General features: G+C 68.2%; 14 protein-coding genes. All 14 read left to right on the top strand.

What is annotated here, in order from left to right:
* The first annotated feature begins 2 nt into the window (after nucleotides 1-2).
* Nucleotides 3-845: an MlaE family ABC transporter permease gene (locus H036_RS0119760; protein ID WP_017936544.1), complete on the top strand. Its 843-nt coding sequence runs from the start codon at nucleotides 3-5 to the stop codon at nucleotides 843-845.
* A complete protein-coding gene (locus tag H036_RS0119755) occupies nucleotides 845-2,158 on the top strand; it encodes an MCE family protein (protein ID WP_017936543.1) in 1,314 nt (437 codons plus the stop codon). Before H036_RS0119760 ends, H036_RS0119755 begins: the two co-directional genes overlap by 1 nt.
* Nucleotides 2,155-3,189, top strand: a complete 1,035-nt coding sequence (locus tag H036_RS0119750; protein ID WP_017936542.1) for an MCE family protein — start codon at nucleotides 2,155-2,157, stop codon at nucleotides 3,187-3,189. Before H036_RS0119755 ends, H036_RS0119750 begins: the two co-directional genes overlap by 4 nt.
* Nucleotides 3,186-4,151, top strand: a complete 966-nt coding sequence (locus H036_RS0119745) for an MCE family protein (RefSeq protein WP_017936541.1) — start codon at nucleotides 3,186-3,188, stop codon at nucleotides 4,149-4,151. Before H036_RS0119750 ends, H036_RS0119745 begins: the two co-directional genes overlap by 4 nt.
* A 1-nt stretch (nucleotide 4,152) precedes the next feature.
* On the top strand, nucleotides 4,153-5,316 hold the full coding sequence (locus tag H036_RS0119740) for an MCE family protein (RefSeq protein ID WP_017936540.1): 1,164 nt from the start codon (nucleotides 4,153-4,155) through the stop codon (nucleotides 5,314-5,316).
* Between the two features lie 23 nt (nucleotides 5,317-5,339).
* A complete protein-coding gene (locus tag H036_RS24655; RefSeq protein WP_051068735.1) occupies nucleotides 5,340-6,887 on the top strand; it encodes an MCE family protein in 1,548 nt (515 codons plus the stop codon).
* Nucleotides 6,884-8,155, top strand: a complete 1,272-nt coding sequence (locus H036_RS0119730; protein ID WP_017936539.1) for an MCE family protein — start codon at nucleotides 6,884-6,886, stop codon at nucleotides 8,153-8,155. Before H036_RS24655 ends, H036_RS0119730 begins: the two co-directional genes overlap by 4 nt.
* Complete coding sequence (locus H036_RS0119725; RefSeq protein ID WP_157417681.1) at nucleotides 8,107-8,868, top strand: hypothetical protein; 762 nt, start codon at nucleotides 8,107-8,109, stop codon at nucleotides 8,866-8,868. The genes H036_RS0119730 and H036_RS0119725 overlap by 49 nt, the downstream gene beginning before the upstream one ends.
* Nucleotides 8,865-9,698, top strand: coding sequence for a J domain-containing protein (locus H036_RS0119720; protein WP_017936537.1), 834 nt, complete (start codon nucleotides 8,865-8,867; stop codon nucleotides 9,696-9,698). The genes H036_RS0119725 and H036_RS0119720 overlap by 4 nt, the downstream gene beginning before the upstream one ends.
* A 278-nt stretch (nucleotides 9,699-9,976) precedes the next feature.
* Nucleotides 9,977-13,447, top strand: a complete 3,471-nt coding sequence (rpoB, locus tag H036_RS0119715; protein ID WP_017936536.1) for a DNA-directed RNA polymerase subunit beta — start codon at nucleotides 9,977-9,979, stop codon at nucleotides 13,445-13,447.
* Nucleotides 13,448-13,540: 93 nt separating this feature from the next.
* Nucleotides 13,541-17,341 carry a DNA-directed RNA polymerase subunit beta' gene (locus tag H036_RS0119710; RefSeq protein ID WP_017936535.1) on the top strand — a complete coding sequence of 1,267 codons (3,801 nt, stop codon included), beginning with the start codon at nucleotides 13,541-13,543 and terminating at the stop codon, nucleotides 17,339-17,341.
* Nucleotides 17,342-17,531: 190 nt separating this feature from the next.
* The gene (locus H036_RS23855) at nucleotides 17,532-18,065 is read left to right on the top strand and encodes a DUF4232 domain-containing protein (protein WP_017936534.1); all 534 of its coding nucleotides are present in this window, start codon (nucleotides 17,532-17,534) and stop codon (nucleotides 18,063-18,065) included.
* Nucleotides 18,066-18,137: 72 nt separating this feature from the next.
* Nucleotides 18,138-19,415 (top strand): geranylgeranyl reductase family protein, encoded by a 1,278-nt coding sequence (locus H036_RS0119700; protein WP_017936533.1) that lies wholly within the window; start codon nucleotides 18,138-18,140, stop codon nucleotides 19,413-19,415.
* 30 nt (nucleotides 19,416-19,445) lie between these two features.
* Nucleotides 19,446-20,369, top strand: coding sequence for an NUDIX domain-containing protein (locus H036_RS0119695; RefSeq protein ID WP_017936532.1), 924 nt, complete (start codon nucleotides 19,446-19,448; stop codon nucleotides 20,367-20,369).
* Nucleotides 20,370-20,615: the final 246 nt, after the last annotated feature.

The raw sequence follows: 20,615 nt of genomic DNA, 5'->3' as shown, positions 1-20,615 counted from the left end.
CGATGTCGACCAACTTCATCGGACGCGGCAAGGCCGTCTACGAGCGGCCGCTCAAGATGCTGGACATCCTGGGCCAGCAGCTGTCCTTCTACCTGCGTGCGATCGCCTGGGCGCCGCGGGCGGTGCGCCGCTACTCCAAGGAGATCCTGCGCATCCTCGCCGAGGTCACTCTCGGTTCGGGCTCGCTCGCGGTCATCGGCGGCACCGTCGGCGTGATCACCGCGATGACGTTCTTCACCGGCACCGAGGTCGGCCTGCAGGGGTACGCCGCGCTCAACCAGCTCGGCACCGCGGCGTTCTCCGGCTTCGTCTCGGCGTACTTCAACACCCGCGAGATCGCGCCTCTGGTTGCGGGCATCGCGCTCGCGGCCACGGTCGGCTGCGGCTTCACCGCGCAGCTCGGCGCGATGCGGATCTCGGAGGAGGTGGACGCGCTCGAGGTGATGGCGATCCCGTCGCTGCCCTACCTGGTCACCACCCGGATCATCGGCGGCCTGATCGCGATCGTGCCGCTCTACGTGCTCGGCCTTCTTTCGTCCTACTTCGCCACCCGACTGACGGTGACGCTCTCCTACGGGCAGTCGACGGGCACCTACGACCACTACTTCAACGAGTTCCTGCCGCCGGCCGACGTGCTGTGGTCCTTCGGCAAGGTGCTGATCTTCGCGGTCGTGGTGATCCTGATCCACTGCTACTACGGCTACAACGCCTCGGGCGGTCCGGCCGGCGTCGGCACCGCCGTCGGCAAGGCGGTGCGCACCAGCATCGTCGCGGTCAGCGTGATCGACCTGTTCTTGTCGATGGCGATCTGGGGCGCCTCCACCACGGTGAGGCTGGCCGGCTGATGGCGAGCGTGCTGGGCCGACAGAAGTACCGGGCACTGGGGATGGCGTTCCTGGCGCTGATCCTCGTCGCGCTCTACCTGGTCTACGCGGTCTTCACCCAGAAGTTCACCCACTTCGACAAGGTCACCCTGCAGACCGACACCATCGGCCTGCAGCTGCCCCAGCGCGCCGACGTGAAGATCCGCGGTGTGCTGGTCGGGCAGGTGCTGGACTTCAAGGCGACCGCGAAGGGCGCGGAGGTGACCCTCGGGATCAACCCGAAGGAGATCGACACCATCCCGGCCAACGTCACCGGCGCGATCCTGCCCAAGACCCTCTTCGGCGAGAAGTACGTCGCCCTCGACATCCCGGCGCGGCCCGATGCCCAGCACCTGAGCAGCGGCGCGGTGATCACCCGCACCGCTGTCTCCACCGAGGTGGAGAAGGTGCTCAGCGACGTCTACCCGCTGCTGCAGTCGATCCAGCCGGCCCAGCTCAACACCACCCTGAACGCACTCGCCACCGCGCTCGACGGCCGCGGCGAGGAGCTCGGCCAGACCCTGACGACGCTCGACGGCTACCTGAAGAAGATCAACCCGCAGCTGCCGCTGCTGATCACGGACCTGAAGCAGACCGCGCAGGTCGCCGGGACCTACAACGACGTGCTGCCGCAGATCGCGAACATCCTGCGCAACACCATCACCACCACGACCACGCTCGAGAACCACTCCACCCAGCTGCACGACCTGCTGACCAACGTGACCTCCTTCTCCAACACCGCCGACGCCTTCCTCGCGGCCAACGGCGACAACCTGATCCAGCTCGGCAACGTCAGCGAGCCGGTGGTCGGCACGCTGGCGCGCTATGCGCCGGAGTTCCCCTGCCTGCTCGGTGGCATGGACAACCTGAGCCAGCGCGTCTCCAGCGCCTTCCGCAACTACACCCTGCACATCGACCTGATCACGCTGCCGCGGCAGCCGCGGGGCTACACCTCGAAGGACGCGCCCGCGTTCAACGAGGACCGCGGTCCCGCGTGCGGCCACCTGCCGAACCCGCCGTGGAGCGCCACCAAGCCGCTCAAGCTGGTGCCGAACCTCTCCGACGGCGTGAACACGCCCACCGGCAAGGGCACCGATCGGTCGGCGCTCGGGTTCGACAGCGCGACCGGCGCCACCAGCGGCAGCGCGCTCGGGTACGCCGGCAGTCCCGCGGAGACCCAGGTGCTCGACTCGCTGATCGCGCCCGCGCTGGGCACGAAGGCCTCCGACGTACCGGACCTGGGCGCTCTCCTCGTCGGGCCGATGGCCCGGGGAGCGAAGGTGAGCCTCCAGTGAAGCTCTTCGACAGGCGCACCACCGCCGACCTCGTCAAGCTGCTCGTCTTCGTGACGGTCACCGCGCTGTGCACAGGACTGCTCGTGCTGGTGATCGGCAACGTCTCCTTCGGCAGCTCGAAGGAGTACAGCGCCGAGTTCTCCGACGCCACCGGGGTGAACAAGGGCGACGACGTCCGCATCGCCGGCGTCAGGGTCGGCACCGTGAAGAAGGTGCAGATCGTCCATCGCACCCATGCGCTGATCTCGTTCTCGGTGGCCGACGGCACCTCGCTGGACAAGGCGACGCACGCCACGATCAAGTACCGCAACCTGGTCGGGCAGCGCTACCTGGCGCTCACCGACGAGATCGGCGCCGGCGGCATCCTGAAGCCGGGCGCGACGATCCCGACCTCACAGACCACGCCGGCGCTGGACCTGACGGTGCTGTTCAACGGCTTCAAGCCGCTCTTCCAGGCGCTCTCGCCGGGCGACATCAACGCGCTCTCCTACGAGATCGTCCAGGTCTTCCAGGGCGAGGGCGGGACCCTGGACGACCTGCTGGCGCACACCGCCTCCCTGACCCAGACCCTCGCCGACCGCGACCAGGTGATCGACACGCTGATCGACAACCTCAACGACGTCCTCGCCCACGTGGGCAGCCGCGACACCCAGCTGACCCAGCTGATCGAGACCTACAAGACCTTCGTGCACGGCCTGAACCAGGACAAGCAGCCCATCCTGGACTCGCTCGACAACATCTCCGCCCTCTCCCAGCAGACGTCGGACCTGATCGCGGGCATCCGCTCGCCGTTCGTCGAGGACGTCAAGCAGCTGCACACCTTCGCCGGTCAGCTCGCCTCGCAGCGCCAGGGCCTCGACGCGGATCTGCAGATCGAGCCGCAGAAGCTCAACAAGATCGGTGCCACCGCCACCTACGGCTCGTGGTTCAACTTCTTCCTCTGCGGCCTGGGCGGCAGCGTCACCCTGCCCGGCAAGGTGAAGATCCCGGTCGGCCTCAACGTCACGGCAGCGAGGTGCAACTTAGGATGATCCCCTTCCGCGAACGCAACCCCGTCAAGGTGGGTGCCGTCAGCATCGCCGTGCTGGCGCTGATCGTGCTGGCCGCCTTCAAGGCCGACAGCCTCCCGTTGATCGGCGGCGGCACCTCCTACTCGGCCGACTTCTCCGAGGCCGGCGGCCTCAAGGCCGGTGACGCCGTCCGGATCGCCGGCGTCCGGGTCGGCAAGGTGTCCAAGATCGGCCTGGACAACGGACACGTCAAGGTCGACTTCAAGGTCAAGAGCGACTCGCCGTTCGGCACCCGGACCGGTGCCGCGATCAAGGTGCAGACCCTGCTCGGTCAGATGTTCCTCGACCTGCAGCCGGCCGGTCCGGGACAGCTGTCCAAGGGAACGGAGATCCCGGTCAGCCGGACGACCTCGCCGTACGACGTCGTCAAGGCGTTCTCCGGCCTGGCCGACACGGCGGGCAAGATCGACACCGACCAGCTGGCCTCGGCCCTCACCACGCTGGCCGACCTGACCCGGACAACGCCGAAGTCCTTCCAGGCGGCGCTGACCGGTGTCGCGGCGCTGTCGAAGAACATCGCCGCCAAGGACGACCGGATCAACACCCTGCTGCACAACCTCGACAAGGTCACCGGTGTGCTCGACCAGCGCGACCAGGACATCGTGGACCTGATGAAGGACTCGGCGTCGCTGTTCAGCGCGCTGGAGGCCAAGCAGCAGGCGATCCACCAGCTGCTCACCTCGACCACCACGCTGTCCCAGGAGCTGTCCAAGCTGATCAACCAGAGCCGAGCCGACCTCAAGCCGACGCTCGCCAGCCTGCAGACCGTGATCGACGTCTTCACCAAGAACGACGACAACCTCGATGCGACGCTGCGGCTGATGGCGCCGTTCTACCGCGACTTCTCGCAGGTGCTGGGCAACGGGCCGTGGTTCGACAGCTACATCCAGAACCTTCCGCCCGTCCCGTCGTTGGGAGGCTGAGATGGCTACCGGACTGAACGCGTCGATGCGCCGCTGGGCGGTGCCGCTGGTGATCGCGCTGCTGGTGTTGGCGGCGGGCGTCACGATGCTGTCCCGAGGCAGCGGCGAGCAGACGCTCACCGCGCACTTCCCGCGAACCATCTCGATCTACACCGGCAGTGACGTGCGGGTCCTCGGCGTACCTGTCGGCAAGGTCGACAAGGTGACGCCGGACGGCACCGACGTGATCGTGACGATGCACTACGACAAGGACGTCAAGATCCCGAAGGACGCCCAGGCCGTGATCGTGGCGCCGTCGGTCGTGGGCGACCGCTACGTCCAGCTGACGCCCGTCTACACCTCGGGCCCGACGCTGAAGGACGGCGCGGTGCTGCAGACCGATCGCACCGCCGTGCCGCTCGAGCTCGACCAGATCTACGGCAGCCTCGACCAGCTGGTCAGCGCGCTCGGCCCCAACGGTGCCAACAGGAACGGCGCGCTGACCGACCTGCTGCAGCAGACGGCGGCCAACTTCGGCGGCCAGGGCGAGCAGGTGCACCAGACCATCGGCGACCTCTCGAAGCTGACCAAGACGCTGGACGACAACAAGGACGCGCTCTTCGGCTCGGCCTCCCAGCTGGAGACGTTCGTCAACAAGCTCGCCCAGAACGACGGCACCGTGCGCGACTTCAACACCGCCCTGTCCGGCGTCTCCACGATGCTGGCCGGCGAGCGCACCGACCTCTCCGCCTCGCTGCACAACCTGCAGGTGGCGCTGGGCAACGTGGCCGACTTCGTCAAGGAGAACAAGAACGCACTCGGCAGCAACCTCAAGGGGCTCAACCAGATCCTCGGCACGGTGGTGAAGAACCGCGACAACGTCAACGAGATCCTCCAGGCGGCGCCGGTCGCGCTCTCGAACCTCTACCTCGCCTACAACCCCGATGTCGGCTCGTTGGACACCAACGCCAACCTCGGCGAGCTCGCGCACCAGCTGACCACCGACCCGGCGCAGGTGCTGTGCACGCTGACCGACCAGCTGCCCAGCGGGAAGAGCCTGTGCAACCTGGTCGACAAGATCCTGCCGCGCAGCGGTGTGTTCGGGGCCGGGACCGGATCGTCGTACGGCGTGAAGTCCGACCCGACGCTGGGCGGTCTCGTGCCCGGGACGGGCGGTGCCCGATGATGTCGAGGCGACGGGGGAACGCGGTGCGCGATCGCAGGCGGGTCCTCACCGCGGTGGTGGCGGTCCTGGTCGGCTGCCTGACCCTGGGCGGCTGCGGCTTCTCGGTCTACGACCTGCCGCTGCCCGGCGGCGCGTCGACCGGCAAGGACCCGTTGACGCTGCACGTGCAGTTCCGCGACGTGCTCGACCTGGTCCCCGACTCCACGGTCAAGCTCAACGACGTCACCGTCGGCAAGGTGGACAAGATCCAGCTGACCAAGGGCATCGCCGACGTGACGGTGAAGGTCCGCAAGGACACCAAGCTCCCCGACAACGCGACCGCCGAGATCCAGCAGACCAGCCTGCTGGGGGAGAAGTTCGTCGCCCTGCAGTCGCCCTCGGACCCGAGCACCACCCTGATGAAGAACGGCGACACGATCCCGCTGGCTCGCTCCGGGGACAACCCGGAGGTCGAGCAGGTGCTGGGCGCGCTCAGCCTGATCCTCAACGGCGGCGGCGTGGCCCAGCTGCACACCATCTCCACCGAGCTCAACAAGGCGCTGGCCGGGCACGAGGACGCCGCCAAGTCGGTCCTCACCCAGGTCGACGTCTTCGCCAAGAACCTGGACGAGCACAAGCAGGCCATCACCGACGCCCTCGACGCGGTCGCCAAGCTCTCGACCACGGCCCGGTCGCAGGAGAAGACCATCGACTCCACGCTGCAGGAGCTGCCCAGCGCGCTGAGCAGCATCAACCAACAGCGCCAGGACCTGGTCACCATGCTGCAGGCGCTGAGCAAGCTCGGCGACACCGGCGTCCGGGTGATCAAGGCGTCCAAGCAGGGCACCATCGACATCGTCCGCAACCTGCAGCCCGTGCTGACCTCGCTGGCGAAGTCGGGCGACCACTTCGTCAACGCGTTCAACACGCTGCTGACCTACCCCTTCGTCGACGCAGCCGTCGGCGGTACGCCGCAGGCGGCGCGCAACCTGCACATGGGCGACTTCGTCAACCTCAACATCAGCCTCAACCTGGACTTCTCCGACATCCTGTCCGGCGGTCTGAGCAACCTGGTGCCGAGCGACATCGCACCGGGCCACGTGGTCAGCGAGGTGGTGCAGTGCCTCACCTCCGGCAGCCTGACCAGCCAGGCCTGCATCAACGTGCTCGCCTCGGTCAAGGCGCTCACCCAGCTCAAGAGCGAGTGCCTCAAGACCGCCAACGCCAAGACCGCCGTGTGCAAGCTGCTCAACATGATCCCCGGGCTGCCCAACCTCTCCAGCATCCTGCCCGGCCAGCTGGCCAACCTGCTCGGCGGCGTCCTGGGCCAGGGCGGCGGCAGCTCCGGATCCACCACCCAGCCGAGCTCCGGATCCAGCGGGCTGCTCGGACTCGGCACGCTCGGCCTGCGCAAGGACACCGGCTCCGGTGATACCGCGGCGAACGGCGCCGAGCGTGCCTCGATCCAGCTGAAGACAGGGCCGAAGGGCCCGACGTACGGCGAGCTCGCCGCGCTCTACGATCCCGACCTGGTCAGCCTGCTGGTCCCGGGGCTCGACACGTCCCGCGCGACCAAGGGAGGCACGCAGTGATCACTCGGCGTACTCGGATCCAGCTCGGGGTCTTCGCGCTCATCACCTTGCTCGGGGTGAGCTTCACCGGGGCGCGCTACGCGCACCTGGACCGGCTGGTGCACGCGACCAGCTACACCGTGGTCGCCCACTTCGCCGACTCCGGCGGGATCTACCAGGGTGGCGAGGTCTCCTACCGCGGCGTGCGGGTCGGCCAGGTCGGCAAGCTGAAGCTCACCGCGTCGGGCGTCGATGTCTACCTCGACATCGACAAGTCGCAGGAGGACATCCCGGCAGACACCCTGGCCGTGGTCGGCAACCGGTCGGCCGTGGGCGAGCAGTACGTGGAGCTGCAGCCGCGGACGAAGACCGCGCCGTACCTCAAGAACGGCTCGACGATCGCCGAGCGCGACACCAGCATCCCGGTCCCGACGGACAAGCTCCTCGGCGACGTGTCGACCACCGTCAACTCCGTCGACCAGCAGGCCCTGCAGACCACCCTGACCGAGCTCGGCACCGCGTTCGCCGGCACCGGTCAGGAGCTGCAGACGATCCTCGACTCCGGCACCTCGTTCATCGACGCCGCCGACAAGAACTTCGACGTCACCACGGCGCTGCTCAAGGACGGCAACACCGTGCTGAAGACGCAGACGGACACCGAGAGCTCGATCAGGTCCTTCGCGCAGAACCTGTCGCTGGTCTCCGACACCCTGTCGGCGTCCAACCAGGACCTGGTCAAGCTGCTGGCCAACGGCTCGGCCGGTGCGAGCGAGCTGCGCGACTTCCTGGACCGCAGTGGCGTCGACCTCGGGCAGATCATCTCCGAGGGGCTCACCACCGGACGGATCGTCCAGGCGCACCTGCCCGGTCTGCGCTACGTGCTGGTGGTCTATCCCTACGTCACCGAGGGCGGCTTCAGCGTCCTCGCCAAGAACGACTCGGGCCAGTACGACGCCCGCTTCGGCCTCATCCTGACCACGCAGGCGGTCTGCCACGACGGCTACCAGTCGACCAAGAAGCGTGCGCCCCAGGACACCACGCCGCGGAACATGAACACCGCGGCCCAATGCACCGAACCGATCAGCAAGAGCAACGCGCGCGGTGTGCAGAACTACCATCAGCGGGCCGCGGCCGCCTATCGGGCGCCGGTCGTCGCGTCGTACGACGAGAAGACCGGTCAGCTCAACTGGGGCGACCCGACCGCGGATGCCTCCACCTCGCTTGGGAAGGACACGTGGAAGTGGCTCTACCAGCAGCCCCTGACAGCGAACAGCTCGACGACTCCGTGACCCCGTCGGGTCCCGACACGTCCGAGACGTCTGCACCGCACGACGACGAGCCCACTGCCACGCGGGTCTCCGCAGGCGTGAGGTGGGGAGTCCTGGGCGTTCTCGTCCTGGTCATCCTCGCCTCGCTCGGCTACCTCGGTGGCCGGGTCGTCAACGACGGCACCGGCTCCGGCTGGGGCCGGGTGACCAGCGCCTTCTCCGGATCGGACAGTCTCCAGTCCGAGCGCGACGACGCGATGTCGCAGGCGCGGCAGTTCGCGCTGCGGGTCAACAACTACGGGCCGGACATGCTCGACGCGAAGTCCGGCCAGATGCCGAAGTACCGCCAGTTGGTCGAGGCCGTCGTCACCGCCAAGTTCCGCACTGACTTCGAGAACGAGGGCGTCCCGTACGCCGAGGCGAGCGTCTCCCAGACCGGGGTCAAGCGGACCACCCAGATCTACTCGGCCGGCGTGGCGGCGATCGACTCCGACACCGCGACCGTGCTGGTCGCCGGGTCGTTCACCAACTCCTACCCGAAGAAGAAGGGCTCGACGGACTACCTCACCGGCACGCCCGAGCCCTACCGCTTCGAGGTCAGCATGGTGAAGACCGGCGGGAAGTGGCTGGTCGACGCCTTCACCCCGGCGGAGAAGGCCAGCTCCAGCTCCACGGGCTCGGGTTCCACGGGCTCGGGTTCCACGGGCTCGGGTTCCACGGGAGGTGCGCAGTGAGCGCCGCCCTGACCCCGACCTGGTACGACCTCCTGGGCGTCGAGCAGACCGCGAGCGCGGACGAGATCCGCTCTGCGTGGCGCTCCTCGATCGCCGACCTGGATCCGACCGAGCGCCGCTTCGCCACCCTGAACGAGGCCGCCGCGGTCCTGCTCGACCCGGACCGGCGCAGCGCGTACGACGCCTCGATCTCGCCCGCTTCCGCCGAGCCTGTCGAGGCGACCGAGCCCGCCTCGCCCGCCGAGCCTGTCGAGGCGCCGGATGCGCCGGACGAGCGACCGCGCAGGGCGCCGTACCTCGTGCCGGGATGGGTGCTCGCCGTCGTCGGCGTGGTCGCGCTCGCGGCCGTCGCGCTCGCCGGCGTGCTCGCCCCCCGCGAATCGGCCGCCAAGGTCGTCCAGGCCGACGCCGAGCTCTCGAGCGGCACGAAGGTGACCCGGATCGAGGACCGGGCGGTGGCGGCGCAGGCGGCAGCCAAGGAGGCGATCGTGCCGGCGCTGTCCTACGACTATCGCAAGCTCGACACCGACCAGGCCAGGGCGGAGAGCTACATGACCGACGCCTACCGCACGAAGTACGACCGGATCTTCGCGCTGATCAAGAAGAACGCGCCCGGCACCCAGACGGTGATCACCGCCAAGGTGGTCGACAGCGGCATCGTCCGGGTCGACGCGGACCGGGTGCAGGTGCTGCTCTTCGTCGACCGGCCGACGACCAACAAGGCCTCGGCGACGCCGATCCCCTACCAGGACCAGGTCACCGCCACGATGCGGCGGGTGGGCGACGCGTGGCTGATCGACAACCTGGTGACGACTCCGCTCGCACAGTGACCGGCGACCGTACGGCGGCCCGCGCAGCCCCGCCGTACGGTGCGATCGGGGACGTCCCGTTTTCGTGGCGATCTTGCCGCGCGTTGCTTGACCTGGGCGCCGTAGAGGCGCATGATCGTCCGGACGCAGCCGCCTGACCGCGTCCGGTATTGTGGCGGCCGCCTTTTTGCGCTATCGTTGTTCTTTGCGCATGCCTTCATATGCCCTCCCGCCTGCCCGGTGGCGGAGGAGTGGTCGGCAGCGACTTCAGCCAGCGATACCCGCAAGAAGGATTCCTCTTGGCCGCGCGCAGCACCACCGCCTCCGGTAACCCTCGCCGCATCTCGTTCGCAAAGATCCAGGAGCCTCTCGAGCTCCCGCAGCTCCTCTCTCTCCAGACCGACAGCTTCGACTGGCTCGTCGGCAACGACGTCCACAAGGAGCGCATCGCCGCCCGCAAGGCCGCCGGCGACGACGTCTCGGAGAAGTCGGGGCTGGAGGAGATCTTCGAGGAGATCTCTCCGATCGAGGACTTCTCCGAGACGATGTCTCTCTCGTTCGACAACCCGGTCTTCTACGACCCGAAGTACACCGTCGACGAGTGCAAGGAGAAGGACTTCACCTACTCCGCCCCGCTGTATGTCTCGGCGGAGTTCACCAACAACGACACCGGTGAGATCAAGGGCCAGACGGTCTTCATGGGCGACTTCCCGCTCATGACCGACAAGGGCACCTTCGTCATCAACGGCACCGAGCGCGTCGTCGTCTCGCAGCTCGTCCGTTCGCCGGGCGTCTACTTCGAGCGCACCGCCGACAAGACGTCCGACAAGGACATCTTCACCGCCAAGCTCATCCCGAGCCGCGGCGCATGGCTCGAGTTCGAGATCGACAAGCGCGACCTGGTCGGCGTCCGTCTCGACCGCAAGCGCAAGCAGAACGTCACCGTGCTGCTCAAGGCCCTCGGCTGGACCAACGAGCAGATCCGCGAGGAGTTCGGCGAGTACGAGTCGATGATGTTGACCTTGGAGAAGGACAACATCGCCGACCAGGACGCTGCGCTGCTCGACATCTACCGCAAGCTCCGCCCGGGCGAGCCGCCGACGCGTGAGGCCGCGCAGACGCTGCTGAACAACTACTACTTCAACCCGAAGCGCTACGACCTCGCCAAGGTCGGTCGCTACAAGGTGAACAAGAAGCTCGGTCTGACCGAGGCGTTCGACCAGCAGACGCTGACCGTCGACGACATCGTCGCCGCGATCCGCTACATCGTCGCGCTGCACGACGGCCGCGAGCAGGTCGAGGCGCCGATCGGCGGTCTCGACATCGCCGCCGACGACATCGACCACTTCGGCAACCGTCGCATGCGGACCGTGGGCGAGCTGATCCAGAACCAGCTCCGCACGGGCCTGGCCCGGATGGAGCGCGTCGTCCGCGAGCGGATGACGACTCAGGACGTCGAGGCGATCACGCCGCAGTCGCTGATCAACATCCGCCCCGTGGTCGCGGCGCTGAAGGAGTTCTTCGGTACCTCGCAGCTCTCGCAGTTCATGGACCAGACCAACCCGATCGCGGGTCTGACCCACAAGCGCCGTCTCTCGGCGCTGGGTCCGGGCGGTCTGTCCCGTGACCGCGCCGGCATGGAGGTCCGAGACGTCCACCCGTCGCACTACGGTCGGATGTGTCCGATCGAGACCCCTGAGGGTCCGAACATCGGTCTGATCGGCTCGCTGGCCTCCTTCGGCCGGATCAACCCGTTCGGCTTCGTCGAGACGCCTTACCGCAAGGTCGTCGAGGGCACCGTCACCGACAAGATCGACTACCTCACCGCCGACGACGAGGACCGCTACGTCATCGCGCAGGCCAACGCGGGCCTCAACGCCGACAACACCTTCGCCGACGAGCGCGTCCTGGTCCGCCAGCGCGACGGCGAGGTCGGCGAGGTCCCGGCCGCCGAGGTGGACTACATGGACGTCTCGCCGCGCCAGATGGTGTCGGTCGCGACCGCCCTGATCCCGTTCCTCGAGCACGACGACGCCAACCGCGCCCTGATGGGTGCCAACATGCAGCGCCAGGCGGTTCCGCTGGTCCGCAGCATGGCGCCGCTGGTGGGCACGGGTATCGAGTACCGCGCCGCCGTCGACGCCGGCGACGTCGTCACCGCCACCAAGGCCGGTGTCGTCAAGGAGGTCTCCGCCGACCTCATCGAGTCGATGAACGACGACGGCACCTACACCACCTACAAGCTGCAGAAGTTCCAGCGCTCGAACCAGGGCACCTGCATCAACCAGCGTCCGCTGGTCAGCGAGGGCGACCGTCTCGAGGTCGGTTCGCCGATCGCCGACGGTCCGTGCACCGACGACGCGGAGATGGCCCTGGGCCAGAACCTGCTCGTCGCGTTCATGCCGTGGCAGGGTCACAACTACGAGGACGCGATCATCCTCTCGCAGCGCCTGGTGCAGGAGGACTACCTCACCTCGATCCACATCGAGGAGCACGAGGTCGACGCCCGCGACACCAAGCTGGGTCCGGAGGAGATCACCCGGGACATCCCGAACGTCTCCGAGGAGATGCTGGCCGACCTCGACGAGCGCGGCATCATCCGCATCGGCGCCGAGGTCACCACCGGCGACATCCTGGTCGGCAAGGTCACGCCCAAGGGCGAGACCGAGCTGACCCCCGAGGAGCGCCTGCTGCGCGCCATCTTCGGTGAGAAGGCCCGCGAGGTCCGCGACACCTCCATGAAGGTGCCGCACGGCGAGGAGGGCACCGTCATCGGTGTCCGCGTCTTCGACCGCGAGGACGGCGACGAGCTCCCGCCGGGTGTCAACCAGCTCGTGCGTGTCTACGTCGCCCAGAAGCGCAAGATCTCGGTCGGCGACAAGCTCGCCGGCCGGCACGGCAACAAGGGTGTCATCGCCAAGATCCTGCCGATCGAGGACATGCCGTTCATGGAGGACGGCACCCCGGTCGACGTGATCCTCAACCCGCTCGGTGTTCCGCGTCGTATGAACATCGGTCAGATCCTCGAGCTCCACCTCGGCTGGCTCGCCCAGCAGGGTTGGGACCTCAACCTCACCGGCGACAAGAACGACTCCGAGTGGGCCCAGCGGCTCATCTCTATCGGTGCCGACAAGGCCGCCCCGGGCACGAAGGTCGCCACGCCGGTCTTCGACGGTGCCCGCGAGGACGAGATCACGGGTCTGCTGGGCGCCACCATGCCGAACCGCGACGGCGTACGCCTCGTCGGCAAGGACGGCAAGGCTCGGCTCTTCGACGGTCGCTCCGGCGACCCGTTCCCGGAGCCGGTGGCCGTGGGCTACAAGTACATCCTGAAGCTGCACCACCTGGTGGACGACAAGATCCACGCCCGCAGCACCGGTCCCTACTCCATGATCACGCAGCAGCCGCTGGGTGGTAAGGCGCAGTTCGGTGGCCAGCGCTTCGGTGAGATGGAGGTCTGGGCGATGGAGGCGTACGGCGCCGCCTACGCCCTGCAGGAGCTGCTCACCATCAAGTCTGACGACGTCCCCGGCCGCGTGAAGGTCTACGAGGCGATCGTCAAGGGCGAGAACATCCCCGACTCGGGCATCCCGGAGTCGTTCAAGGTTCTCGTCAAGGAGATGCAGTCGCTGTGCCTCAACGTGGAGGTGCTCAGCCAGGACGGTTCGAGCATCGAGCTGCGTGACGCGGAGGAAGACGTCTTCCGTGCCGCCGAGGAGCTCGGTATCGACCTGTCACGGCGCGAGCCCAACTCGGTCGAAGAAGTCTGAGCGTGAAGGCAGTACGCCGGAACCCCCGGCGTACTGCCTCCGCTCGGTCCCTCAAGCCACACAGAATTCGGAAGAACGAGGAAAGCAGCCAAAGTGCTCGACGTTAACTTCTTCGACCAGCTTCGGATCGGCCTGGCCACTGCGGATGACATCCGCACGTGGAGCCACGGTGAGGTCAAGAAGCCGGAGACCATCAATTACCGCACGCTCAAGCCCGAGCGTGACGGCCTCTTCTGCGAGAAGATCTTCGGTCCCACCCGGGACTGGGAGTGCTACTGCGGCAAGTACAAGCGCGTCCGCTTCAAGGGCATCATCTGCGAGCGCTGTGGCGTCGAGGTCACCCGCTCGAAGGTGCGCCGCGAGCGGATGGGTCACATCGAGCTCGCCGCTCCCGTGACCCACATCTGGTACTTCAAGGGCGTCCCGTCGCGGCTGGGCTACCTGCTCGACCTGGCCCCGAAGGACCTGGAGAAGGTCATCTACTTCGCGGCCTACATGATCACCTCGGTCGACGAGGACGCGCGTCACCGTGACCTGTCCTCGCTCGAGGCGAAGGTCGACCAGCAGCGCAAGATGCTGACCAACCGCATGGACGTGGCCATCAACGACCGCGCCAAGAAGCTCGAGGAGGACCTCGCGTCCCTCGAGGCCGAGGGCGCCAAGGCTGACGCCAAGCGCAAGGTCCGCGACGGCGCTGAGCGGGAGATGAAGCAGCTGCGCGACCGCAGCGAGCGCGAGATCGCCCGTCTCGACGAGGTCTGGGACACGTTCAAGAGCCTCAAGGTTCAGGACCTCATGGGTGATGAGCTCCTCTACCGCGAGATGAAGAACTGGTTCGGCAAGTACTTCGAGGGCCACATGGGCGCCACGGCGATCCAGAAGCGCCTGCAGACCTTCGACATCGAGGCCGAGGTCGAGAGCCTGCGCGAGACCATCGCCACCGGCAAGGGTCAGCGCAAGGTCCGTGCCCTCAAGCGGCTCAAGGTGGTCGACGCGTTCCGCAAGACCGGCAACAGCCCGCAGGGCATGGTGCTCGACGCCGTGCCGGTCATCCCGCCGGACCTGCGTCCGATGGTGCAGCTGGACGGTGGCCGCTTCGCGACCTCCGACCTCAACGACCTGTACCGCCGCGTGATCAACCGCAACAACCGCCTCAAGCGCCTGCTCGACCTCGGGGCGCCCGAGATCATCGTCAACAACGAGAAGCGGATGCTGCAGGAGGCCGTCGACTCGCTGTTCGACAACGGTCGTCGTGGTCGGCCGGTCACCGGTCCGGGCAACCGTCCGCTCAAGTCGCTCTCCGACATGCTGAAGGGCAAGCAGGGTCGCTTCCGTCAGAACCTGCTCGGCAAGCGCGTCGACTACTCGGGTCGTTCGGTCATCGTGTCGGGTCCGCAGCTCAAGCTGCACCAGTGCGGTCTGCCCAAGCAGATGGCGCTGGAGCTCTTCAAGCCGTTCGTGATGAAGCGCCTTGTCGACCTGTCGCACGCGCAGAACATCAAGTCCGCCAAGCGGATGGTCGAGCGCGCTCGCCCGGTCGTGTGGGACGTCCTCGAAGAGGTCATCACCGAGCACCCCGTGCTGCTCAACCGTGCCCCCACGCTGCACCGTCTCGGCATCCAGGCGTTCGAGCCGCAGCTGATCGAGGGCAAGGCCATCCAGCTGCACCCGCTGGTCTGTGGCGCCTTCAACGCCGACTTCGACGGCGACCAGATGGCTGTCCACCTGCCGCTGTCGGCGGAGGCCCAGGCCGAGGCTCGCATCCTGATGCTCTCGACCAACAACATCCTCAAGCCGTCGGACGGTCGTCCGGTGACCATGCCGTCGCAGGACATGATCATCGGTCTGTTCTTCCTCACCGCCGACCGTGACGAGCAGCCGGGCGAGGGTCGTGCCTTCGGCTCGCAGGCCGAGGCCGTGATGGCCTTCGACCGCCGCGAGATCACGCTGCAGTCGAAGGTCAAGATCCGCCTCGACACCGGCGAGCTGCTCGACACCACGCTGGGCCGAACGATCTTCAACGACACCCTGCCGGGCGACTACCCCTTCGTGAACTACGAGGTGGGCAAGAAGCAGCTGGGTGCGATCGTCAACGACCTGGCCGAGCGCTACACCAAGGTCGAGGTCGCGGCGTCGCTGGACGCGCTGAAGGACAACGGCTTCCACTGGGCGACCCGCTCGGGTGTCACGGTCTCGATCGACGACGTCACCACGCCGGCGAACAAGGCCGAGATCCTCGCCGAGTTCGAGGCCAAGGCCGCCAAGATCCAGAAGCAGTTCGAGCGCGGTCTGGTCACCGACGAGGAGCGCCGTCAGGAGCTGGTCGAGATCTGGACCGAGGCCGCCAAGGTCGTCGGTCAGGCCATGGAGGACGCCTTCGACAAGAAGAACCCGATCTTCATGCAGGTCACCTCCGGTGCCTCGGGTAACTTCAACCAGATCCGTCAGGTCGGCGCCATGCGAGGCCTGGTGGCGAACCCGAAGGGCGAGATCATCCCGCGCCCGATCAAGGCCAACTTCCGTGAGGGCCTCTCGGTGCTCGAGTACTTCATCTCGACCCACGGTGCCCGCAAGGGTCTGGCTGACACCGCCCTGCGTACCGCCGACTCGGGTTACCTGACCCGTCGTCTGGTGGACGTCTCGCAGGACGTCATCATCCGCGAGGAGGACTGCGGCACCGAGCGTGGCCACCTGGTCGACATCACGTCCGAGGACGTGGAGACCACCGCCTACGCCCGCACCGCAGCCGAGGATGTCGTCCACCCGGAGAGCGGCGAGGTTCTCGCCCCCGCCGGTTCGGACATCGGTGACGTCAAGATCGCGGAGCTGCTCCAGGCCGGCGTCACGGAGATCAAGGTCCGCTCGGTCCTGACCTGCGAGGCGAAGACCGGTACGTGCGCCAAGTGCTACGGCCGCTCGCTGGCCACCGGCAAGCTCGTCGACATCGGCGAGGCCGTCGGCATCATCGCGGCCCAGTCGATCGGTGAGCCTGGTACGCAGCTGACGATGCGTACCTTCCACACCGGTGGTGTGGCCTCGGCGGACGACATCACGCAGGGTCTGCCGCGTGTGGTCGAGCTCTTCGAGGCCCGTACGCCGAAGGGCGTCGCCCCGATCTCCGAGGCCGCCGGCCGGATCGAGATCGAGGAGACCGACAAGGCCCGCAAGGTCCTGGTCAAGCCCGACGACGGCTCCGAGATCATCGAGTACGTCGTGTCCCGCCGCTCGCGACTCAACGTCGTCGACGGCGAGCACATCGAGGTCGGTCGGACCCTCACGGTCGGTACTCCCGACCCGAAGGAGGTCCTGCGGATCCTCGGCGTTCGTGCCACCCAGCAGCACCTGGTGGACGAGGTCCAGTCGGTCTACAAGAGCCAGGGTGTGTCGATCCACGCCAAGCACATCGAGATCATCGTGCGGCAGATGCTGCGCCGGATCACCGTGCTGGAGTCGGGCGAGACGAACCTGCTCCCGTCCGACCTGGTCGACCGGGTCAAGTTCGAGACCGAGAACCGCCGGGTCGTCTCCGAGGGCGGCAAGCCGGCCTCGGGTCGTCCGGAGCTGATGGGTATCACCAAGGCCTCGCTCGCCACCGAGTCGTGGCTCTCGGCGGCCTCCTTCCAGGAGACCACCCGAGTGCTCACCGACGCGGCGATCAACGGTCGCTCCGACAGCCTGCGCGGCCTGAAGGAGAACGTGATCATCGGTAAGCTCATCCCGGCCGGTACCGGCCTCGAGCGCTACCGCAACATCCGGGTCGAGCCGACCGAGGAGGCCCGCGCCGCGGCCTACTCGGTCACCGGCTACGACAACTACGACTACGACTTCGGTAACACCGGGTCCGGTCAGGCTGTCGCGCTGGACGACTTCGACTTCGGTTCCTACCAGAGCTGAGCTAGCGAAGCTCTGGTGTAAGAACCAGATCGAGTAGCACGAAGCCCCGCCCGAGCTTGCTCGGGCGGGGCTTCTGCGTATCGAGATCCAGCCGTCGATGTGGGAAGCCGGCGCGGCTCCGCTCTGGATCCGCGCTCATTGGGTACCGCCATGGTGTGAGCCAGCTCATCTCTCGTCAGGAGGTACGACCATGAATCCGACCAAGATGATCCTCGGCGCCGCCCTCGCCAGCGGCCTCGCGGGTGGTGTCCTGACGGCGGTCCCGCCGGCACCGGCCGGCGCGGCTGCGCCGGAGTGCTCCACCGCCGACCTCGCCGTCACGTTCCGCGTCAGCGGCGCCGCAGCCGGCAGCCTCTACGGCACGCTGCGCTACAAGAACACCACCGACCACGCCTGTCGCACCGGCGGGTACGGCGGGCTCTCCTTCGTCGGTCATGGCAACGGCACCCAGGTCGGCGCTGCCGCGACCCGGGCGCCCGGCACCCCGGTGCGCTCCTTCGTGCTGCATCCCGGTCAGCGCGCGACCAGCCGGGTCCAGATCGCACAGACCGCTAACTACGACCGCTCGCAGTGCAAGCCCAAGAAGGTCGACGGCTTCCGGGTCTTCGTGCCGGACTCCTACACCGCGCAGTTCGTGCCCTACAAGACGCGCGCGTGCTCGCGGAAGGCGATTGCCACCTTCAGCCCGCAGCTCAGCCACCAGGCCCTGCGCAAGAAGGGCTGAGCAAGGACGACCTGTGGCCGGAGGCCGCCGGCTGGGCCGGTGCGGGACGCCGGGCGAGGTAGCCTTCGGCGCATGAGTGCTGTGCCGCTGAGTGCCGTTCCGCAGGCGGCCGACGTGCTCGTCGTCGGGGCCGGCCCGGCCGGGTCCGCCGCGGCGGCATGGCTGGCGCGCGCCGGTGTCGACGTCGTCCTGGTGGACGCGGCGGTCTTCCCGCGCGACAAGACGTGTGGCGACGGGCTCACCCCGCGCGCGATCGCGGAGCTGAACCGACTCGGCCTGGAGGACTGGGTGCGCACGCACACGGTCAACCACGGGCTGCGGGCGCACGGGTTCGGGCAGACGCTGGAGCTGCGCTGGCCCGGTCCCGGCACGGCCGGGACAGGCCTGCCCGCGTGGGGCTCCGCCGTGCCGCGAACCGAGCTCGACGACCACCTGCGGACGACCGCGATCAAGTCCGGCGCGACCGCCGTAGACGGGCTGCGCGCCGTCGACGTACGCATGCGTGCTGGGCGCGTCGAAGCAGTCGTCTTCGACAACGGCACCGAGATCGCCTGCCGCCGCGTGGTCGTCGCCGACGGTGTCCGCTCACCGCTGGGCAAGGTGCTCGGCCGGGAGTGGCACCGCGACACCGTCTACGGCGTGGCAGGGCGCTCCTACGTGGCCTCCGAGCGCAGCGACGATCCGTGGATCAGCTCGCACCTCGAGCTGCGAGGCCCGGCGGCGAGCCCGGGGACCAAGGGCGAGGTCCTGTCGGGGTATGGCTGGGTCTTCCCGTTGGGCACCGGCGAGGTGAATCTCGGCGCCGGCACCCTGGCCACCGCCAAGCGCCCGGCCGACGTAGGGATCAAGCCCCTCATGCGCCTGTACGCCGAGAGCATCCGTGCTGAATTCGGCCTCAGCGGTGAGCTGCGGGCGCAGGCGTCCGCGCTGCTGCCGATGGGCGGCGCGGTGTCGGGCGTCGCCGGCCCCAACTGGGCACTGATCGGCGACGCCGCCGGCTGCGTGAACCCGCTCAACGGCGAGGGCATCGACTACGGCCTGGAGACCGGCCGGCTGGTCGCCGAGATGCTGGTCGAGGGTGCGGACCTGGACGTCGCGTGGCCGGCGTTGCTGCGCGAGCACTACGGCGAGGCGTTCTCGATCGCCCGGCGTCTGGCCGGGATCGTGACGGTGCCGCGACTGCTGGCCGCTGCCGGGCCGGTCGGCATGCGCTCGGACTGGCTGATGACGCTCGCGCTGCGCTGGATGGGCAACCTGGTCACCGACGAGGACCGCGACCGAGCAGCGCGGGTGTGGCGTTGGGCCGGGCGCCGATCGATCGCGCTGGACCACCGGCCGCCGTTCTCATGACACGGCGCCCGCGATGACCCGGAGCAGACCGTGACACGGAGCGGCTCGAAGGGGCTGCCGCGCCGGCAACGGGTCGCGGCGTACGCGATCATCCAGCGGGTCTCCGGCACCGGAACACCCGAGATCCTGCTCAGCCGCCTGTCCGAGGTCGTCACCTCCGAGGAGCTCTGGAGCCTGCCGGGCGGCGGACTCGACCACGGCGAGGATCCGCGTGCCGCGGTGGTCCGCGAGGTGCTCGAGGAGACCGGCCTGGAGGCAGGAGTGGGCGAGACCGCCCGGGTGTTCAGCCATCGCGGCGACCGGCACTGGCGTGGACGCCAGGTCGACACGCACGCGTTGCGCATCGTCTACGACGGCTGGGTCGCACCCGACGCGCCCGAGCCGCGCACCATCGAGGTCGGCGGCAGCACCGCTGAGGCGGCGTGGCATCCGCTCGCTGCGGTGCTCGACGGCACCGTGCCGACCGTTCCGCTCGTCCGCGATGCGCTGGCGGTGCATCGTCCGGTGCAGGTCCAGCGGATCTCGGCGTACGCGCTGATCCAGCGGGACGTGGAGGAGTCCGGGATCGAGGTGCTGCTGTGCCGCAACTCGCTGCTCGGCCCGCATCCGGGACAGTGGAACCTGCCCGGCGGCGGTATCGACTTCGGCGAGTCGCCTGCCGACGCGCTGGTGCGCGAGGTGCGGGAGGAGACCGGGTTGGAGTGCGTGGCCGGTGCGCTGCTGGCCGCGGACGACATCGCGTTCACCGGGACGGCGCCGAGCGGGCGGTACGAGGAGTTCCACGGCATCCACCTGATCTATGCCGCGAGTGTCGATGCGGGGGCCGAGCCACGCGTGGTCGAGGTGGACGGCACGGTCGATGCGGTGGGGTGGGTGCCGGTGGCGGCGATCGCGGAGGGGGCGGTGTCGGTGCGGGACGTGGTGCGGGTGGCGCTGGAGTCACTGAGACGCTGAGCTGTTGGGGTGCTGGTGTGCGGCGTGGCCGGGCCTGGGTTTCGGGTGTGCGGCGTGGCCGGGCCTGGGTTTCGGGTGTGCGGCGTGGCCGGGCCTGGGTTTCGGGTGTGCGGCGGGCCCGGGCCCGGGGCCGCTTGGGTGTGCGGCGTGACCGGGCCTGGGGCGCCCTAGGGGCAGGCCTACCGCCGCGCGGCGCTCCTTCGTCGCGGCGCGTCGTCCGGCAGCGCCCCTGGCGGGCACCCCACG

Source organism: Nocardioides sp. Iso805N (assembly GCF_000364605.1).
GTDB lineage: Bacteria > Actinomycetota > Actinomycetes > Propionibacteriales > Nocardioidaceae > Nocardioides.
The sequence above is the reverse complement of the archived record's forward strand: the minus strand, read 5'-3'. Positions and strand labels throughout refer to the sequence as shown.